At 71.5% G+C, this 18921-nt stretch carries 16 protein-coding genes and 1 pseudogene; 5 read left to right on the top strand and 12 right to left on the bottom strand.

Annotated elements, in window-relative coordinates:
* Positions 1-126: 126 nt before the first annotated feature.
* Positions 127-804 (top strand): VOC family protein, encoded by a 678-nt coding sequence (locus ABGB05_RS25365; protein WP_347656089.1) that lies wholly within the window; start codon positions 127-129, stop codon positions 802-804.
* Between the two features lie 270 nt (positions 805-1074).
* On the top strand, positions 1075-1905 hold the full coding sequence (locus ABGB05_RS25360) for an SDR family oxidoreductase (RefSeq protein ID WP_347656084.1): 831 nt from the start codon (positions 1075-1077) through the stop codon (positions 1903-1905).
* Positions 1906-2085: 180 nt separating this feature from the next.
* Here ABGB05_RS25360 and ABGB05_RS25355 read toward each other — a convergent pair whose 3' ends face one another.
* The 7 genes from ABGB05_RS25355 to ABGB05_RS25325 form a co-directional block, all read right to left on the bottom strand.
* Positions 2086-2784: a dihydrofolate reductase family protein gene (locus ABGB05_RS25355; protein WP_347656082.1), complete on the bottom strand. Its 699-nt coding sequence runs from the start codon at positions 2782-2784 to the stop codon at positions 2086-2088.
* Positions 2785-2797: 13 nt separating this feature from the next.
* On the bottom strand, positions 2798-3451 hold the full coding sequence (gene ribA / locus ABGB05_RS25350) for a GTP cyclohydrolase II (RefSeq protein WP_347656079.1): 654 nt from the start codon (positions 3449-3451) through the stop codon (positions 2798-2800).
* Positions 3452-3463: 12 nt separating this feature from the next.
* On the bottom strand, positions 3464-4636 hold the full coding sequence (locus ABGB05_RS25345; protein ID WP_347656078.1) for a lysylphosphatidylglycerol synthase transmembrane domain-containing protein: 1173 nt from the start codon (positions 4634-4636) through the stop codon (positions 3464-3466).
* Positions 4637-4661: 25 nt separating this feature from the next.
* Entirely contained in the window at positions 4662-5492 is an 831-nt protein-coding gene (locus ABGB05_RS25340) for a class I SAM-dependent methyltransferase (RefSeq protein WP_347656077.1), read from the bottom strand.
* Positions 5493-5554: 62 nt separating this feature from the next.
* Positions 5555-6733: a glycosyltransferase family 4 protein gene (locus ABGB05_RS25335; RefSeq protein ID WP_347656075.1), complete on the bottom strand. Its 1179-nt coding sequence runs from the start codon at positions 6731-6733 to the stop codon at positions 5555-5557.
* A 44-nt stretch (positions 6734-6777) separates the two neighbouring features.
* Positions 6778-7176, bottom strand: a complete 399-nt coding sequence (locus tag ABGB05_RS25330; RefSeq protein WP_347656073.1) for a 6-carboxytetrahydropterin synthase — start codon at positions 7174-7176, stop codon at positions 6778-6780.
* Between the two features lie 3 nt (positions 7177-7179).
* Positions 7180-8160, bottom strand: a complete 981-nt coding sequence (locus ABGB05_RS25325; protein WP_347656072.1) for an NAD(P)-binding protein — start codon at positions 8158-8160, stop codon at positions 7180-7182.
* 145 nt (positions 8161-8305) lie between these two features.
* On the opposite strand from ABGB05_RS25325, the pseudogene ABGB05_RS25320 reads away from it, so the two are divergent.
* The 3 genes and pseudogenes from ABGB05_RS25320 to ABGB05_RS25310 form a co-directional block, all read left to right on the top strand.
* Positions 8306-8989, top strand: a pseudogene (locus ABGB05_RS25320) (CDP-alcohol phosphatidyltransferase family protein); the annotation flags it as partial.
* Between the two features lie 74 nt (positions 8990-9063).
* Positions 9064-10851 carry a sulfatase gene (locus ABGB05_RS25315; protein ID WP_347656070.1) on the top strand — a complete coding sequence of 596 codons (1788 nt, stop codon included), beginning with the start codon at positions 9064-9066 and terminating at the stop codon, positions 10849-10851.
* 322 nt (positions 10852-11173) lie between these two features.
* The gene (locus ABGB05_RS25310) at positions 11174-12817 is read left to right on the top strand and encodes a beta-N-acetylhexosaminidase (RefSeq protein ID WP_347656068.1); all 1644 of its coding nucleotides are present in this window, start codon (positions 11174-11176) and stop codon (positions 12815-12817) included.
* Between the two features lie 240 nt (positions 12818-13057).
* Here ABGB05_RS25310 and ABGB05_RS25305 read toward each other — a convergent pair whose 3' ends face one another.
* From ABGB05_RS25305 to ABGB05_RS25285, 5 genes are all read right to left on the bottom strand, one after another.
* The gene (locus tag ABGB05_RS25305) at positions 13058-14257 is read right to left on the bottom strand and encodes a family 1 glycosylhydrolase (protein ID WP_347656067.1); all 1200 of its coding nucleotides are present in this window, start codon (positions 14255-14257) and stop codon (positions 13058-13060) included.
* A gap of 92 nt (positions 14258-14349) precedes the next feature.
* Complete coding sequence (locus tag ABGB05_RS25300) at positions 14350-15207, bottom strand: carbohydrate ABC transporter permease (RefSeq protein WP_347656065.1); 858 nt, start codon at positions 15205-15207, stop codon at positions 14350-14352.
* On the bottom strand, positions 15204-16181 hold the full coding sequence (locus ABGB05_RS25295; RefSeq protein ID WP_347656063.1) for a sugar ABC transporter permease: 978 nt from the start codon (positions 16179-16181) through the stop codon (positions 15204-15206). The genes ABGB05_RS25300 and ABGB05_RS25295 overlap by 4 nt, the downstream gene beginning before the upstream one ends.
* Positions 16182-16186: 5 nt before the next feature.
* A complete protein-coding gene (locus ABGB05_RS25290; RefSeq protein WP_347656061.1) occupies positions 16187-17437 on the bottom strand; it encodes a sugar ABC transporter substrate-binding protein in 1251 nt (416 codons plus the stop codon).
* Positions 17438-17747: 310 nt separating this feature from the next.
* Positions 17748-18815: a LacI family DNA-binding transcriptional regulator gene (locus tag ABGB05_RS25285; RefSeq protein ID WP_347656059.1), complete on the bottom strand. Its 1068-nt coding sequence runs from the start codon at positions 18813-18815 to the stop codon at positions 17748-17750.
* Positions 18816-18921 lie beyond the last annotated feature (106 nt).

The raw sequence follows: 18921 nt of genomic DNA, 5'->3' as shown, positions 1-18921 counted from the left end.
GGCCGCTGGCGGACCCTTCGTCACACCACCGCCAGCCCACGGCAGATCGGCGACATCGTCCGCGCCGCTCTCCACCTCACCCACTTCGAATACCGATACCTACCGAATCCATGCTGAGATCACGTCATTGACGACATCGAAACCTTCTACGGGGTTCTCGGTTTCCGCACCACGTACAAGCAGCGCAAGCCCAACCCGTGTGTGGGGGTGCAGCGGGAAGACCTGCATCTGCAGTTCTTCGAGATCGCCGGATTCGACCCGGAGCAGTCCTACGGCTCCTGTCTCGTCATCACCGCGGACATCGAGGGACTACACCGGGCATTCGCAGCCGGCATGCGCGCCGCGTACGGCAAGGTACTGGTGTCCGGAACACCGCGGATGACCCGGCCGAGGGCGCGGAAGAACGCCGACGGGTTGGGCGGGTTCAGCGTCATCGACCCGGGCGGCAACTGGATCCGCGTCTTTCGGGACCCTGCCACCGCGCCCGTGCCGGCCACCACGCCTGCTGGGCGGCTGGCCAAGGCCCTGGCGAATGCTGTCGTACAGGCCGACTCCAGGGGAAGCGTCGGACAGGCCGTTCGGATCCTCGACAGCGCGTTGGCCCGCCCGCAAGCCGACGACGACCCGGTCGAGCAGGTAGAGGTCCTGGTCTACCGCGCCGAACTCGCGATGGTGCTACACGACCCAGAGACCGCGGCCGAGATGCTGGCCCGCGCCCGGTCCGTCACGCTCACCGAAGACGAATCCGAAAGGGCGGCACCCGCGTTCGACAACGCCACCGAACTCGCAGCAGCACTGCGGTGACTCACCATACGAACGCTCCCTCAACTGGGCATGACAGCGCACTCGCGGCGGTCCAGGTTGTTACCGCTTCGGTCGTGGCACATGGTGGTGTGTGGGTCGGTGTAACGGCAGCGATCTGGACGTTGCGGCGGTTGACGGCAGCATCGAGGATGGCCAGGAGAACGGGGCGGACCGGGAGGGCAGGTCAGCTGGCGGCGTGGCGCCACACCTGGTACCCGGGGCGTCGCCGTGGCGAAGATGGCGTCGCGGCAAGCACATCCGGGAGGGTCGATGACCACGATGGTGGGCAAGGTGTGCCTGGTAACCGGCGGGACCAGCGGGATTGGCCGGGAGACGGCGGCCCGGCTGGCCGAGTTGGGGGCCACCGTGGTCGTCGTCGGGCGCGACGCCGAGCGTGGGCGAGCGGCCGTCAAGGAAATCCGGCATCGGGCACCCGGTGCCGAGGTGGAGCTTCTGACGGCCGACATGTCGAGCATGGCCGAAGTGCGCCGGCTGGCCGCCGAGGTGCTGGAGAAATACCACCGGCTCGACGTGCTCGACAACAACGCTGGTGTGATCACGCTGAAGCGGCAGATCACGGTCGACGGCTACGAGACCATGTTCGCCGTCAACCATCTGGCGCCATTCCTGCTGACCAGCCTGCTGCGGGAACGGCTGATGGCCAGCGCACCGGCCCGCGTGATCACGGTCTCGTCCAATGTGCATCGCTCGGCCAAGCGGATCCCGTGGAACGAACTGGCCCGCGGCGAGCCGAGCTACCCGCTGTCGAAACTGGCGAACATCTTGTTCACAGCCGAGTTGGCCAAGCGCCTGACCGGCACCGGCGTGGTCGCCAACTGCCTGCACCCGGGCCTCATCCGCACCCAGCTGGGCCGTGAGGCCCGCGGCGTCGCGAAGCTGCTCGTCGCCGCCGCCAAGCCTTTCATGGGTACCGTCCAGACCGGCGCGGCCACCCCGGTCTACCTGGCCAGCGCCCCGGAGGCGGGCGAGGTTACCGGAGGCTACTTCTTTCGCGGCAAGCAGATTGAGCCGAGTTCCCTGGGCCGTGACCCCGGGTCCGCCGCGCGTCTGTGGGCCCTCAGCGAGGAGTTGGTGGCGTAGGCCAGGCCAAGATCGTCGTCAAATGGGTACCAGGCGCGCCGTACGCCGTTCTCCGTTCTGCCCGATTCCAGTCGTGACAACCGGAACCGTGGGCCGGAGAACGGCGTGCGCCGCTACGACATGCTCAACCCACCCACGACAACGTCACAAGAGCCCAGAAATCGACAGGAAGGGCTTTCCTCACCTCCGGAAGCGGTCGGACAGGGCGTAGCGCAGCAGTACGACGTCGTCGATCTGCCGGGTCTCCACCAGCCGGGCCCGGCGCCCGGAGTGCCAGGGGAACCGGCCGTCGCCGACGAACCGTGGTGCCCGGCAGTCGCCGACAAAGAACGGGGCGATCACCAGGTGCAGTTCGTCGGCGAGGCCGGCGGTGAGGAACTGGGTGTGCATCGTCGCCCCGCCCTCCACCAGCAGTCGGCGTACCCCCCGGGTGGCGAGGTCGGTCAGCAGCCAGCCGGGCTCCACCGGTTCGCCGCCGTCCACCACCGTGGCCAGGTCACCGAGGCGTTCCCGGGCCTTCTCCACGGCGGTGGACGGACAGTAGACGATTTTGTCGACCTCGCCGGTGGTGAAGAAGCGGGCGTCCGGGTCGAGTTCTCCGCACCCCAGCACGGTGACCTTCGTCGGCGACGCCGGCAGCCCGCTGGCGACCCGCCGGTCCCGGCGCTGGCGGGACCGCACCAGCAGCCGTGGATTGTCCAGCCGTACGGTGTTCGCGCCGACCAGGATCGCGTCGCAGCCGGCCCGGACCCCGTCGACCCGGTCGAAGTCCTCGTCGTTGGAGAGCAGCAGGCGCTGGTCGCTGGCGTCGTCGAGGTAACCGTCGATCGAGGTCGCGCAACTGAGCAGCACGTACGGCCGCTCGCTCCGATCACTCATGGCGCCGGCCGGTTCAGGCCACGAACGGCCGGTCGGCGGTACGGGCCGCCCGGCTCGCCTTCGCCGCCAGGTAGCCGGCGTTGGCCGGGGAGACGAACAGGCCGGTCGGCACGGACTCGGTCACCGTCACGCCGAGTCGGACGAGCTGTTCGGCCTTCTCCGGGTTGTTGCTGAGCAGGGCGAGCCGGGACACCCCCAACACGGCCAGCATCTGCGCGGCCACCGTGTAGTCGCGCTCGTCCTCGCCGTGGCCGAGCGCCACGTTCGCCTGGTAGGTGTCCAGGCCGGCGTCCTGCAACGCGTACGCGTCGAGTTTCGGGTAGAGGCCGATGCCCCGCCCCTCCTGGCGGAGGTAGAGCAGGAACCCGCCCGCGTCGGCGATCCGCTCCACCGCCTCCCGCAACTGCGGTCCACAGTCACACCGCTGGCTGCCGAAGACGTCGCCGGTGAGGCACTCGCTGTGCGGGCGGACCAGCGGCGCCACGCCGTCGACACCGTCCCGGTCCCGCGCCCCCACCCAGTCACCGAGCCCGAACGCGAGATGCTCCCGGCCATCCACCAGCCCGTCGAAGGAGAAGACCCGGGCGGTCGTGGCGTACCCGTCGGGGAACCGGAGCGGGACCGTGACCTGCGTACGGATGGTGGCGGCGGGCAGTGGTGCGTACATTGTTCTCCTTTGTTAGGACGGTGCCGGACCGCGTCGGCGTCGACGGACCAGCAGGACGGCGGCACCGGGGAGGCTGGACACCAGCACCAGCGCCCCGTACACCATCGCCGTGGCGACCCCCTGGGCGGCGGTCAGGCCGGCGGCGGCGAACGCCCAGGCCGCCACCCCCTCCCGTGGCCCGAAGCCGCCGATGTTCGCCGGTACCGCCATGGCCAGCAGGGCCAGCAGGGTCAGCGGCACCAGTTGGGACAGCGGTGCGGTGGCGCCCGCGGTACGGGCCGCGACGAGGAAGGTCGCCAGGTGACCCAGCACCACCACTGTGGAGGCGAGCAGGACCCCCAGCCAGGTATGACGGGCGAGCACCCCGTCGCGGACGTCGGCCACGGCGGTACGCAGCGGCCGGGTCCACCGCGCCCCGCCGTCCCGGGACAGTACGCGGAGCAGGACGGCGACGCCGATCCCGACAACCGTCACCGCCACGACGGCGCCCGGCAGGTACGACCGCACCGGTGACGGGAGTCCGAGCAGCAGCCCCAGCGCGATCACGACCATCACGGCCTGCCCGGCGAGCCGTTCCCAGAACACCGCCCGGAGGCCGCGGGCGACGTCGCCGGCGTCCCGTCCATGTCGCACCGCGCGATCCACGTCTCCCAGCACCCCGGTGGGCAGCGTCGCATTCAGGAAGAGCGCCCGGTAGCAGTGCGCGACGGCGCTGCCGAGCGGCAGCCGTACGCCGAGGCCGCCGGCGACCAGACTCCACCGCCAGGCGCCGCATACCGTGGTCAGTAGACCGATGCCGAGCGCCGCCGCGATCGCCGCGCCGTCGATCAGGCGCAGTCCGTCGAGGAACGGGCCGGCGCCGAGTCGCCAGACCAGGAAGCCGAGGATCCCCACCGCGGCGACCAGTCGCAGCCAGGCCCAGCCGAAACGGCGTCGGGTCGACGCGGCCGGGGTGGCCGGGTTTCCGGCCGGAGCCGGTGCCGGGACGGGCCGGTGGCCGCGTCGACGACCGACCGGCCGGAGGACCCGGCCGGGACGGCGGTCGGGGATTCCCGGCCCGGCCGAGCCCGGCCGGCGGTCCGGGGTTGTCGAGCCGGGCCGACGGGTGGGTGTCCCGGGCGTCGGCGTCGGCGCCGGGGACACGCTGCCGGGACGCCGCGCGAGCGTGCTCTCCGTGGTGAACATCGACCTGCTATACGCGGTCGGACCGTCAAAGGTTCATTCCCCCACCGGCGAGGATGTCCTGATGGTGGAGGACCACCTCCAGTGCGCCGGCTGCCGCCTCGGCCCGGCGCCGGTCGGCGTACGCGTCGACCCGCCCGGCCAGTTCCGGTCGCTGCTCGACGGCCGCGTCGAGCCAGCCGGTGAACCACTCGCCGACCAGCGCGGCCTGGTCCGGGCCGAGCAGCCACGGACTGGACCGGACCACGGTCGGTACGCCCCGCCGGCGGAACGCCTCGACGCAGGCGTCGACGGCGTCCGGTCCGAGCAGGCGGCGGCCGTCGACCGTCCGGCGCTGGTGGGCGTTGAACGCCTCGGCGATCTCCCCGTCGAGCGGGTCGGCCGGGGTGAACTCGACCCGGCCGAGCACCGAGATCGTGAACAGTGTCGGGCAGCCGGTGTCGGCGCAGGTCGCCACGATCCGGTCCAGTTCGTCGGCGGTCAGCATGTCGAGCAGCGCGGAGGCGGTGATCAGCGAGGCGCCGTCGAGGTCGTCGGCGGTGAGCCGGGTGATGTCGCACTCCCTGGTCCGGACGCTGACCGGGCTGCCGTCGGCGGCCCGGCCGGCCATTCCGGCCCGGGCCCGGGCCAGCAGGTCGGGGTCGCGGTCGTACATGACCCAGTGCTGCGGACCGGGCAGCCGGGGGGCGAGCCAGCGTCCCATCGAGCCGGTACCGGTGCCGAGGTCGTGGACGACGATCGGGCCGGTCTCCCCCAGGTGGCGACGGACCTGCTCGACGAGGTCCGTCGACCGGGCCGCCGCGTCGGCGGGCTCGCGCAGGGCCAGCCAGGCGGCGAATCCCAGCGTCTCGGTGCTCATCTGTCTCCTCGCTACGTGTGTCGTCGGAAGCCGGGAAAGTCCGGGGGCGGGACACCCCTGGCTCAGGCCGGTGACAGGGGCCGCCCGACGGGGCCGGCCGCGCGTACCCGGGTCAGCACGTCGGCGACCCGGGCGGCGGTCACGGTCCAGTCGGTGAGGGCGTCCCGGCGTTGTCGGGCGGCCTGCCGCAGGGCCCGGCGCAGCCCGGCGTCGCCGAGCCAGTGGCGGAGCGCGGCGGCCAGCGCGGTCGGGTCGTCCGGTGGCACCAGCAGGCCCGGCAGGCGGCCGTCCGGGGTCCGACCGACCGCCTCCGGCAGCCCGCCCGCCGCCGTGACCAGGACCGGGATCCCCCGCGCCAACGCCTCGGTGACCACCATGCCGTACGTCTCTCCCCGGGACGCCAGCACCAGCAGGTCGGTGCCGGCGTACGCGGCCGCGAGTTCGGCCCCGGTGAGCGGGCCGGGCAGGTGTACCCGGTCGGCGAGGTTGTCCGCGTCGACCTGCCGCCGCAGCCGGGCGACGAACGCCGGGTCCCGTCCGGTCGACCCGACGCAGCGGCAGCTCCACGACAGGTCGGCGACCGAGGCCAGGGCGGTGACCAGGACGTCGTGCCCCTTGTTCGGGGTGAGTGCCGCGACGCAGAGCAGCCGCGTCCCGGTGTCGGTGCCGACGGTCAGCGGTGCCGGGTCCACGCCGGGCGTCGCCACGTGCACCCGGTCGGCCGGCAGCGCGTACCGGTCGAGCAGGTGGCGGCGGGTCCAGTCGCTGGTCGTGACGACGGCGGCGACCCCGGCCAGGGTGGTCCGCTCGGCCCTGCCGAGCGCCGGATCCTCGGCGTCCAGCGGCATGTGCAGCAGGACCACCAGGCGCAGCCGGTGTGCCCTCGGGAGCAGCACCTCGGGCACGGTGGAGGCGACCAGCCCGTCGAGCAGCACCACCGCGTCGTCGGGCAGGCCGTCGAGCAGACCGGCGAGCCCGGCCCGTTCGTCGGCACCGGGCCGGGGCCAGCCGCCGGAGACCGGATGTTCCCGGACCGACCAGCCGGCCCCGTCCAGCGCCTGGCAGAGCCGGCGGTCGTAGACGTTGCCGCCGCTGGGCGTCGCCGGATCGTCGATGTCGTTCGGCAGGACGACGTGGACGACGTCGGTGCCGACGGTCGGCCGGGTACGGCCGGGTGCGGAATCGGCACCGACGACCGGCCGGGTCGGATCCGTGCCGGTCTCCGGCCGGGCGGGAACCATGTCGGTCTCCGGCCGGGTCCGCGGACCCGGCCGGGCCGGGCTGTTCACAGTGGCCGCTCGTAGCTCGCCCAGGCGATGTGCGACTCGTGCAGGGTGACGGTGATCCCGGCGAGCCCGTCGGCGCCGGCGCCGAGCCGTCCGTCGTGCGCCCGCTCGGCGAGCCGGTCGGCGATCGTCCGGGCGAGGACCTCCGTGGTGGTGTTCGTCCCGGCGAACGCCGGCTCGTCGTCGAGGTTGCGGTAGTTCAACTCCCCGAGTACGTCCTTCAGCTCGGTCGCCGCCCGTCCGATGTCGACCACGATCCCGTCGGCGTCGAGCTCGGCCCGGCGGAACGTCGCGTCGACGACGAACGTCGCCCCGTGCAGACGCTGGGCGGGCCCGAAGACGTCCCCCCGGAAGCTGTGGGCGACCATCATGTGGTCCCGGACGGTCACGCTGAACACGAATCACTCTCCGTCGTACTCGATGAGGTGGCAGAGCGCGGGCAGGTCGCCCGAGCTGAGTCGGTGCAGGACGTCCGGCAGCTCCTCGAACCGGGAACGCCCGGTGAGCAGGGTGTCGAACGCGGGGTCCCGGAGCAGGTCCAGGGCGAGCGCGAGCCGGTCGGCGTAGCCGCGACTGGACCGGCGGGCCGGCGCCACCGTGCCGACCTGGCTGGCCCGGATCGCCAGCCGCCCGGAGTGGAACGCGCCGCCGAGCGACAGGGTGACCTCACGGTCGCCGTACCAACTCAGTTCGAGGACGGTGCCCTCGGCGGCGAGCAGTTCCAGGGACCGTCGCAGTCCGGCGGCGGTGGCGCTGGCGTGCACCACGAGGTCACGGTCGCCCGTGGCGTCGCCCGGAAGCGCGAAGTCGACGCCGAGCGCGGCGGCGAGCCCGGCCCGCCCGGGGTCGGTGTCGACGAGTTCGACCCGGACGCCGGGGAAGCGGGCGAGCAGGGCCGCGACGCAGGCGCCGACCATGCCGGCGCCGACCACGGTGATCCGGTCGCCGACCAGCGGCGGGGCGTCCCAGAGCGCGTTGACCGCGGTCTCCACCGTGCCGGCCAGCACCGCCCTGGCCGGGGGCACCCCGTCCGGCACCGGGACGACGGCGGTGGCCGGGACGACGTACGCGGTCTGGTGCGGGTGGAGACAGAAGACGGTACGGCCGCGCAACCGCATCGGGCCCGCCTCGACCACCCCGACGTTGAGGTAGCCGTACTTGACCGGGGCGGGGAAGTCGCCCTCCTGGAACGGGGCGCGCATCACCGCGTACTGGCTCTGCGGCACCCGGCCGGAGAAAACCAGGGTCTCGGTGCCCCGACTGATCCCGGAGAAGAGGCTGCGGACCAGGACCTCGTCCGGGCCGGGCTCGGGCAGCGTCGTCGACCGGATCTCGCCCTCGCCGGGGGCGCTGAGCCAGAAGGCGTCGGCGTGCCGGCTCACCGGCTCCTCCTCATCCGCACCACGTCAACCCGCTTCCGGGATCCATCACCCGAACTCACCTCGACTCATCCGAAATCCCGTCGAACTGTTCGGCCGGATTTTCCGTACCCATGATCAGGGGCGCAACGATAGACACGGAGGAACGGTGGCAAAGGTTCAAAGGGGCCCGCTGGCCGGGCTCGTCGTCCAGATCCTGGTGCTGGCCGGCCTCGCCGGGACCGTCGGGCTGAGCGTCGTGGGCTGGCTGGTCGGCATCGCGTACGGGGTGGTCGTCTGCGCCGCCCTCGTCCGGGGCCTGGGCGCCGCCGGTGCGGCCGGGTTCGCCCCGGCCGACTGGGTGACGTCGGCCCGGGGCACCCTCGTCGGTGGCGTGGCGGCCCTGACCGTCGACTCGTTGCACCGGTCGATCCCGGTCACCCTGCTGGTGGTGCTCGCCGCAGTCGCGTTGGCCCTGGACGGGGTCGACGGTCAGGTGGCCCGACGGACCGGTACGGCCAATCCGCTCGGCGCCCGGTTCGACATGGAGATCGACTCGGTCCTGTTGATGGTGCTCAGCGTCTACGTCGCACCGAGCGTCGGCGCCTGGGTGCTCGCGATCGGCGGCATGCGGTACGCCTTCGTCGTGGCGTTGTGGGTGCTGCCCTGGCTGCGTGGACCGCTGCCGCCCCGGTACTGGCGGAAGGTGGTGGCGGCGACCCAGGGAATCGTCCTGGTGTTCGCGGCCGCCGAGGTGCTCCCCCGGCCGCTGGCCCTCGCCGCACTCGCCGCCGCCCTTCTGCTCCTCGTCGAGTCGTTCAGCCGGGACGTCCGCTGGCGGTGGCGGCACCGGGACGGCGGCAGGCCGGGTCGTGCCCCGCTGGCCCGGGTGGAGCAGGCCCGTACCCCGGCCGCCGGGTTCGCCCGGTGAAGGCCCCGACGCCGGTGCAGGACCCGACGCCGCCCGCCCCGACGGCCGCGCCCGAGGTCGGGACGCCGGGCGGGGTCGAGACGCCGGCCGAGGTGGCCGAGAACCGGACGCCGGAGAAGGGGGCGCCGGCCGGGACGGCGGAGGAGACGACGGCGGCGCCCGCGCCGCGGCGTCGGATCGTGCGGCGGATCGCCGCCGGGGTCCTCACCAGCCTGGCCGGTCTGCTGGTTTTTGTCGCCCTGGTCGCCCCGAACCAGCCCAGCCGGTTCACCCCCGGACAGTTCGCCCGGATCCCGGTCGAGGCACTGCTCGCGCTCGCCCTGCTGCTCGTCCTGCCCGGACGGGCGCGTCGGGTCGCGGCGGTGCTGATCGGCGTCGGCCTCGGCCTGTTGAGCATCCTGAAGTTCCTGGACATGGGTTTCTACACCGCCTTCGACCGCCAGTTCGACCCGCTGGTCGACTGGATGCTGCTCGACGACGCGGTCAACTTCCTCACCGACGCGGTTGGCCGGGCCGGGGCGATCGGCGCGGTGGCCGCGGCGGTGCTGCTCGCCGTCGCCCTCCCGGTGCTGATGGTCCTCGCGCTGCGGCGTCTGGCCCGGACGGTCGTACGGCACCGGCGGGTGGCGGGCCGGGCCGGCCTGGCGTTCGGTGCGGCCTGGCTGGTCTGTGTGGTGCTCGGCGTGCAGATCGTGCCGGATCTGCCGGTCGCGGCGAAGAGCGCGGGCGGCCTCGCGGTCCACCGCGTGCTGCAGGTCCGCGCCGGGCTCGAGGACCGGGAGAAGTTCGCCGCCGAGACCGCCGCCGACGCGTTCCACGACACTCCGGGCAGTGAACTGCTGACCGCGTTGCGCGGCAAGGACGTGATCATCGCCTTCGTCGAGAGCTACGGGCGCGACGCGGTCGAGGAGCCGGAGTTCGCCGGGGTCGGTGCGGTGCTCGACGACGGCACCCGACGGCTGGCCGCGGCCGGGTACGGCACCCGCAGCGCCTTCCTCACCTCGCCGACCGCCGGTGGTGGCAGTTGGCTGGCCCACGCCACCCTGCTCTCCGGAGCGTGGACCGACAACCAGCAGCGGTATCGGGACCTGCTGGCCACCGACCGGCTGACCCTCAACGGCGCGTTCCGGCGGGCCGGCTGGCGGACCGTCACCGTGATGCCGGCGCTCACCGCTCCGTGGCCGGAGGCGGGCTTCTTCCAGAACGACCGGCTGTACGGCGCCAAGGACCTCGGCTACCGGGGCCCGAAGTTCAGCTTCGCACCCATGCCCGACCAGTACACCCTCGCCGCGTTCCACCGGCTGGAGCGGGCGGATCCGGAGCACGCGCCGGTGATGGCGGAGATTCCGTTGATCTCCAGCCACTCGCCCTGGACCCCGCTGCCCCGGATGGTCGGCTGGGACGAACTCGGCAACGGTTCGATCTTCCGGCCGATGGCCGAGGCGGGACCGTCGAAGGACGAGGTGTACCGCGACCCGGCCCGGGTCCGCACCCAGTACGGGCTCTCCATCGAGTACTCGGTCAGCAGCCTGGTCTCCTACGTGGAGACGTACGGCGACGACGACCTCGTACTGATCTTCCTCGGCGACCACCAGCCGGCTCCGGTGGTGACCGGGGAGGGGGCGAGTCGGGACGTACCGATCTCGATCGTCACCCGGGACCGGGAGACGCTGGACCGGATCGCCGACTGGAGGTGGCAGGACGGTCTGCGGCCGGGCGCGCCGGCCCCGGTGTGGCGGATGGACGACTTCCGGGACCGTTTCCTGACCACCTTCGCCCGCTGAGCCTCACCGTCACCGGTCGGCCGCCGATGTGGCCGACCGGTGACGGCCCGCTCCGGGACCGCCCCTTGCCGCGCTGGTGGCCGGCGGGCCGGCTGTGCCCCGCTGGTGGTCGGCGCTACCGGGCGAGGCGCCCGGCGAGCCAGGCCAGCGCCAGCGGGTAGCGGTGGTCGATGCCGCTGCGTCCGTCGCCGCCACCGGGCTCGACCCCAAAAATATTTAACAAGGCTTACGGATCGACCGCCCCGCATGTAGCCTGAGCCGACGCGGCGGCGCCCGGGCAGGTCGAGCGGCGATCTGGCGCCACCGCCTGCCGGAGGTGCTGATGCGTTCCCCCTCGACCGTCCTACGCAGGGCGTCCGCCCTGTTCCTGGCCCTGTTGGCCGGCCCGGCGCTGGCCGGCCCCGCGACCGCCGGTCCCGCGACCACCAGACCACCCGCCCTGGGCGGCGGGTCGGCCACCGCCGGGGACGTCCGCGCCCTCGACAGCGTCATCCCCGCGCCGGTGCAGACCGCCGCCGACCCGAGGGCGGACTACCGGCTCGGCCCGGCCACCCTGATCCGGACCCAGTTCGGCTCGGCCGAGGCGCGCCGGGTCGGCGAACACCTCGCCGGGGTGCTGCGTCCCGCCACCGGCTACCCGCTGCCGGTGGTGCCGGCGGTCTCCGCCCGTCCCGCCGGGATCACCCTGCTGCTCGGCGGCGCCGACGGCCGGGTCGGTCGGGGCGGCTACCAGCTCGACGTCGCCCGGTCCGGGGTCACCATCCGGGCCACCTCCGGCGAAGGGCTCTTCAACGGCGTCCAGACGCTGCGGCAGCTGCTGCCCGCCGCGATCGAGTCGCCCCGGCCGACCCGGCGGAGCTGGACGGTGCCGGGCGGACGGATCGTCGACCAGCCGAGGTTCGGCTACCGGGGCGCCATGCTGGACCTGGCCCGGCACTTCCACACCCCGGCGGAGATCCGCACCTACATCGACCTGATCAGCCAGTACAAGGTCAACCACCTGCACCTGCACCTCAGTGACGACCAGGGATGGCGGATCCAGATCGACAGCTGGCCCCGGTTGACCACGGTCGGCGGCGGCCCCGGCACCGGAGTGGACGGGGTCGGCGCCGGCTACCTGACCAAGGCCGAGTACCGGGCACTGAACGCGTACGCCGCCGCCCGGTACGTGACGATCGTGCCCGAGATCGACATGCCGGGGCACACCAACGCCGCCCAGTCGACGTACGCGGAACTCAACTGTGACGGGGTGGCGGTGCCACCGCGTACCGACATCGCGGTCGGCTACAGCTCGCTCTGCGTGGAGGACGAGCTCACGTACACCTTCGTCGAGGACGTGATCCGGGAACTCGCCGCGATGACCCCCGGCCCGTATCTGCACATCGGCGGTGACGAGGCGCACGCCACCACCGACGAGCAGTACCGGACCTTCATGGACCGGGTGATCCCGATGGTCGCCCGGTACGGCAAGCGGGCCTTCGGCTGGCACGAGATCGCCAAGGTCTCGCCCCCCACCTCGGTCGTCCCGCAGTACTGGGGCACCGGCAGCACCGACGCCTCGGTGGCCGCCGCCGCAGCCCGGGGCAACAAGGTGCTGATGTCGCCGGCCAACCGCGCCTACCTGGACATGAAGTACGACCGCTCCACCCCGCTCGGCCTGAGCTGGGCCGGTCTGATCGAGGTCCGTGACGCGTACGACTGGGATCCCGCCACCCGGGTCCCCGGCGTCGGCGAGGAGTCGATCCTCGGGGTCGAGGCGCCGCTCTGGTCGGAGACCCTGCGCAGCATCGACGACATCGAGTTCATGGCCTTCCCCCGGCTGCCGGCCATCGCCGAGCTCGGCTGGTCGACGCCACACAGCCACGACTGGGAGTCGTTCCGGCAGCGACTGGCCCAGCAGGCGCCGCGCTGGACGGCCCAGGAGGTGAACTTCTACCGGTCGCCGCAGATCCCCTGGGTCGACTGACTGTGCCCCGTTGCGAGGACCGTCTCCGTATCCGCTGAACTCAAGGTGAAGTTCTTCGAGATTCTCGATCGGGTCGGGAGCGTGGCTGCTGCTGCGCGGGAGGCCGGTGTCAACCTGAACACCGCGTACGGGTGGGTTCGTCGGGTGGGGCGTGACTCGACGCCCACCTCGCGGCGTCATCCGCGGCGGGATGAGTACGAACGGTTGCGCGGGCGGGTGCCGGTCGGGATCCGTCACCGGTCAGTTCGTGACACGCGGCAGTTCCCGGGACCTGCCCATGGCGCCGAGCCAGACCGCCGACGGCTTCGCGGTACGCGCGAAGGTCTCCGGGTCCACGGAGATCAGGCCGAAGGTGGGGGTGTACGAGCCCCACTCGTAGTTGTCCAGGGCGCTCCAGGCCAGGTAGCCCTGGATGTTCAGGCCGTCGGAGAGGGCCGAGGCAACCTCGTCCAGGGCCCCGGTGTAGTAGTCGACCCGGCGGGTGTCGTCGGCGGTCGCGATGCCGTTCTCGGTGACGATCAGCGGTACGTCGCCGACGATCCGCGCGGTGTGGCGCAGCGCGTGGCCGACCGCCGAGGGGTAGTACTCCCACTGGGTGAGGGTGCGCTCGACATCCGCCGGCGCCGGTACCGGACCCTCGGGTCCGATCTTCGTCCGGGTGTAGGACTGCACGCCGATCCAGTCGTCGCCGCGGGCGGCCTCGATGAAAACGTCCTCCCGGGGGTGGCGGTAGGCGGCGGTGACCTGCTCCGCACCGGGCAGGGGCTGGTACACCTGATTCGCCACGGACCAGCCGACCTGGATCTCGGGATTGATCGCCCGGACCGCCGCCCGCGCCGCGTGGTGGGCGGCGATGACCGCCTCGGTGGTCTCCGCGTCGGGGGCGGGCAGACCGGCCGGCGGGAAGCCGTGCTCACCGGACTTGGCCAGGCCGGCGATCACCGAGATCATGTTGGGCTCGTTGATGGTGCAAACGTGCCGTACGCCGGTACCGATGACCGGTGCGGTGGCCGTCACGTACCGCTCGAACAGCTCCACGGCGCCGCTGGCGGTCCAGCCGCCCCGGTCGGCGAACCACTGCGGCACGGTGAAGTGGTGGAGGGTGACCATCGGTCGCAGCCCGCGCTCGATCGCGCCCTCGACCATCCGGCGGTAGTGGGCCAGTTCCGCCCGGGAGAAGTGGCCCGGGGCCGGTTCGATACGGGCCCACTCGATGCTGAACCGGTAGTCGGTGAAGCCCAGTTCGGCCAGCAGGTCCATGTCCTCCCGCCACCGGTGGTAGCTGTCACAGGCGTCCAGGCTGGGCTCCTTGATGCCCGCGGCACCGGCCACCTCCTTACGCCACCAGTCGCTGTTGGTGTTGTTGCCCTCGATCTGGTGGGCGGCGGTGGATGCTCCCCAGAGGAAACCGTCCGGGAAGGGGGTCACGGCGTGCGTCATCGCTGCGTCTTTCTGGTATGGGGAAGGTTCGGGCCGGCGGGACCGGCCCCGGGTGGATCCGGCCCGGTGAACAGGGCCGGGGGTGGTGTCGGCTACTTGAGGCCGGCCGTCGCGATGCCCTGGGTGAAGTGCCGCTGCAGGGCGGCGAAGACGACCAGGACCGGCAGGACGATCAGGAGGGACCCGGCCATCAGCATGCCGTTCGACCCCGCCGAGCGGTTGGGGTCGGTGGCGAAGGTGGCCAGAGCGACCGGGAGGGTGTACTTCTCCGGATCGTTGGTGGCGATCAGCGGCCAGACGAAGTTGTTCCAGGAAGCCAGGAACGTGAAGATCGACAGCGTCGCCAGCGCCGGCTTGACCAGCGGAATCGCGACCCGCCAGAAGATGTACCACTCGCCGGCTCCGTCGAGGCGGGCCGCCTCCAGCAGTTCGTCCGGGATCGACTGCATGAACTGCCGCATCAGGAAGACTCCGAACGCGCCGGCGGCGAACGGCAGCACCAGGCCGGCGTACGAGTCCAGCAGCCCGAGGTTGCTCATCAGCACGAACAACGGCAGCAGCATCAGGTTGCCGGGCACCATCAGGGCGCCGAGCACGAGCCCGAAGACCTTGCTCCGTCCGGCGAACCGCAGCTTCGCCAGGGCGTAGCCGAGCATCGAGCAGAACAGCAGGTTGGCCACGGTGGTGAGGACCGCGACGATCACCGAGTTGGCGAAGTGGCGCGGCAGGTCGAGCCGGTCGAGCAGCTCGCGAAAGTTGTCCAACGTCCACTCGGTCGGGATCCACACCGGCGGTGACGCGGTCAGTTCACTGTTGGTCTTGAAGGCCGACAGGGCCATCCACAGGAACGGCGCGGACATGACCAGCAGGGCCACCGAGAGCAGGACGTACATCAGCGGCCTGCGGAAGCCGGGGCCGGTCCGCGCCGCCTCGGTGCGGGTCACGCTCATCGGGTGTTGTCCTTCAGCAGTCGGAGCTGGAGCGCCGTGATGGCCAGGATCACCACGAAGAGGACGTACGCCATCGCGCTCGCGTAGCCCATGTGGAAGAAGTTGAAGCCTTCGCGGTACATGTGCAGGGAGACGGTCAGGGTGTGGTTGCCGGGGCCGCCCTGGGTCATCACGAACGGTTCCTCGAAGACGTTGAGGTAACCGATCGTGGTGATGACCGTCGCATACAGCAGCGTGGGCCGTAGCAGCGGGACGGTGATCCGGCGCAGCTCCTGCCAGGTGCCGACGCCGTCGAGCCGGCCGGCCTCCCGTACCTCGGCGGGAATGGCCTGCAGGCCCGCGATCAGCAGCACCATGACCGTGCCGAGGTTGCGCCACACCGCCATGACGATCAGCGACGGCATCGCCAGCGCCCCGCTGCCCAGGAAGTCCGGGGCGGTGACGCCGATCTCGGCCAGCAGGCCGGAGATCAGGCCGTCCTGCGGGTCGAGGACAAAGCGCCAGATGACGGCGACCGCGACGATGCTGGTGACGACCGGCGCGTAGAAGCCGATCCGGAAGAAGGTCCGGGCCCGGTTGATGCCGTTGTTGAGCGCGAGGGCGGCGAGCAGGCCCAGCACGATGGTCAACGGTACGCCGACGACGACAAAGTACGCCGTGTTGAACAGGGCGGTGAGGAACTTGTCGTCCTGGAAGAGCTTGACGTAGTTGTCGACGCCGATGAACCGGGCGTGGAACGGGTCGGTGACGTCGCGCAGCCTGAAGTCCGTGAAGCTCATCAGCAGGGTGGCGATGATGGGCAGGGCCATGAAGACGCCGAACAGCACCAGGAACGGCGTGGAGAACAGCCATCCTGCCAGGTTCTGCACGCCGAGCGAGCCGCGCCGCCGGCGCGGCCCGCCGGCCGGGGGACGCGCCCCCGGCCCGGCGGATCTTGTCGCCGCGTTCGCGGCGACTTCGGTCGGGATGCTCATGACCCCTACTTCACGAGGCTCTCGATCTGGGACTGAGCGGTGTCCGCCGCCGATTTCGCGGAGGACTTGCCCTGGTCCACCGCACCGAGCGCGTCGTCGACCTTGGAGGTGATCTCGGTCAGGTTCGGCAGGGTCGGCGCCGCCTTCGCGGTCTCCATCTGCTGGCGGAAGATCTGCAGCTGGGGGCTCTGGGCGAGGTCACCGGAGTTCCAGGCGGCCTTGTTGGCCGGGAGGTCGGCGGTGAGCTTGTACCACTCAGCCTGGCTCTCGGCGTCGGTCAGGTACTTGATGAACTCCTTCGCCGCGGCCTTGTGCTCGCTGTCCTCGGAGATCACCAGGCTGGATCCGCCGGCCATCGAGGTGGAGGACTGGTCGGCCGGAACCGGGGCGATCGCCCACTTGCCGTCCAGTTGCGGGTACTGCTCCTTCAGGATGCCCATGTGCCAGGGGCCGGAGAAGAACATCGGGACGTCGCCGCTGTTGAAGTCCTTGGTGACGTCGTAGCCGGGCTGCACGCTCTTGCGGGACAGGCCCTTGTCGAAGAAGCTGCCGTAGTACTCGAACGCCCTGACGGCGGCCGGGCTGTTGATGGCGGCCTTGCCGCTGTCGTCGATGACCGCGCCGCCGGCGGAGTACAGGAACGGGTAGAAGCTCTGCACCGTGTCCAGGCCGCTCGGCTGCAGGTAGATGCCCCAACGGCTGCCGGCCTTCTGCTGCAGGGCGGCCGCGTCCTCCTGCAGCTTCTGCCAGGTGGCCGGGGGTTCGGTGATGCCGGCCTTCTCGGCGAGGTCGGTGCGGTAGTAGAGCACGCGGGTGTCGACGTACCACGGGACGCCGTAGGCGGTGCCGTCGGCGACACCCTGGTCCCAGCCGGCCTTGAAGAAGTCCTCCTGGTGGAAGACGGTGGTGTCCACCGGCTCCAGTACGCCCAGGTCGGCGAACTCGCCGACGTAGGTGCCGCCCATCTGTGCGATGTCCGGGAGGGTACGGGCGGCAGCCGCGGCGACCAGCTTCTGGTGGGCAACGTCCCAGCCGATCGGCGTCACCTCGATCGTGATGTGGGGGTGCTGCGCCTCGTACCGCGCGGCGACCTCGGCCAGTTTCTGGCCCTCGGTCCCCATGCCCCAGACCGTGAGCGTCTGCTTCTGGTCCGCCGCGACTCCCTCGCCTCCGCTGGAGTCACCGCACGCGGCAGCGGCCAGGGCGAGCCCGGCGATGGAGAGGGCGACCGCTGAGGTTCTGACGGCGCGATGCATGAGCGTGTTCCTCCTTGAACGCATATACGACTCCGATGTACGCATACACGACATGTAAGCGCTTCCTGTAAGCGCATACATGAACCCTTGTGCACGATGCCGGTCCGCACAAGTGGGCGTTGGTCACACTCTTGTAACAAGCGCGAGACAGATGGATGCCCTGGTCAGGACGGCGACGCAGAAAAACGGGAGGTGCGGGCAGCGCCGGCGGGACACCTCACACGGCCCCCTCCATCCGGGCGGACGCCCGGCAGACACCCGGCTTACCCCGGGGCGGAATCAGGGGCGAATTCTGTCGGATCGACCGGAATCAGCGGGAACAGCCACAGCTTTCGCGACAGACAACCGTGACCGGGAGCACAAGTGACCGGGGCGACTCGGCCTGTCCGCCGCTCAGCCGGCGTACCAGCAACTCGACGGCCTGCTCGCCCAGACTTCGCATGGGCTGACGGACGGTGGTCAGCGCGGGCCGCACCAGCCGGCCCAGCGGCAGGCCGTCGAATCCGGTCACCACGACGTCCTCCGGCACCCGCACACCGCGGCGTTCCAGGGTGTGCAGCGCGCCCACCGCCATCTGGTCGTTCGCGAAGACCATGGCCTGCGGCGGCTGCCCGCCCCGGTCGAGCAACTCCTCCGCCGCCCGGGCGCCCTCCGCCTGGGTCATCGGGTCCGCCCGGAGGTCGGGCTCGTCACCGACGACGATCCCGGCCGCGGCACAGGCCTCCCGGTAGCCGTGGAACCGCGCCTGCGCGTCGGGCGAGATCTTGTCACCGCCGACGAAGGCGAGCCGTCGCAGCCCGTGGTCCTCGATGAGATGCCGGGTGAGTTCCCGCTGGCCGTCGCGGTTGGCGACCGCGATATGGTCGAGGTGGTCCAGTTGGCCGTCCTCGCCGGGGCCGGCCAGCACCACCACGGGCTGGTGGCGCGACGCCGCCTCCAGTTCCTCGGTCGACACGGTCTCGGCCAGCACCGCGAACCCGTCCACCCGCCCCGCCACCTTGGCGACCAGGCTCTCCGGTCCGCCCTTCAGCGAGGCCGCGATCAGCAACGCGTAGCCGTGCCGCCGGGCGGCCCGTTCCATCCCACGGATGATCTGGTCGGAGTAGAGCATGGCGACGTCGTCCTCGTCGTCGCCCACCTCGTGCTCGGCGTCCGGATCGGAGTAGTCCGGGAAGCACAGCCCGAGCACTCCGGTGGAGCGGCTGGCCAATCCCCGGGCGTTCCCGCTCGGGACATAACCGAGCTCACGAGCGGCCTCGAGCACCCGCATCCGGGTCTGCAGACGGACCGATTCCGGGGTGCGGTAGACCCGCGACACGGTGGCGATCGAGACACCGGACCGCTCGGCGACGTCATAGACAGTGGGAACAGTGCTCAATGAAGGAACCGGGTTCCTTTCCTTCTCGGGCGGGATGCCGGCGAACCGTGCCGACGGGGTACGGGGTACAGGGTCCGGCGGGGAGGCCGGTCCGCTGAAAGCGCAT

Origin of the sequence: Plantactinospora sp. B5E13 (genome assembly GCF_039871775.1) — a bacterium.
Classification (GTDB): Bacteria; Actinomycetota; Actinomycetes; order Mycobacteriales; family Micromonosporaceae; genus Plantactinospora.
The sequence above is the reverse complement of the archived record's forward strand: the minus strand, read 5'-3'. Positions and strand labels throughout refer to the sequence as shown.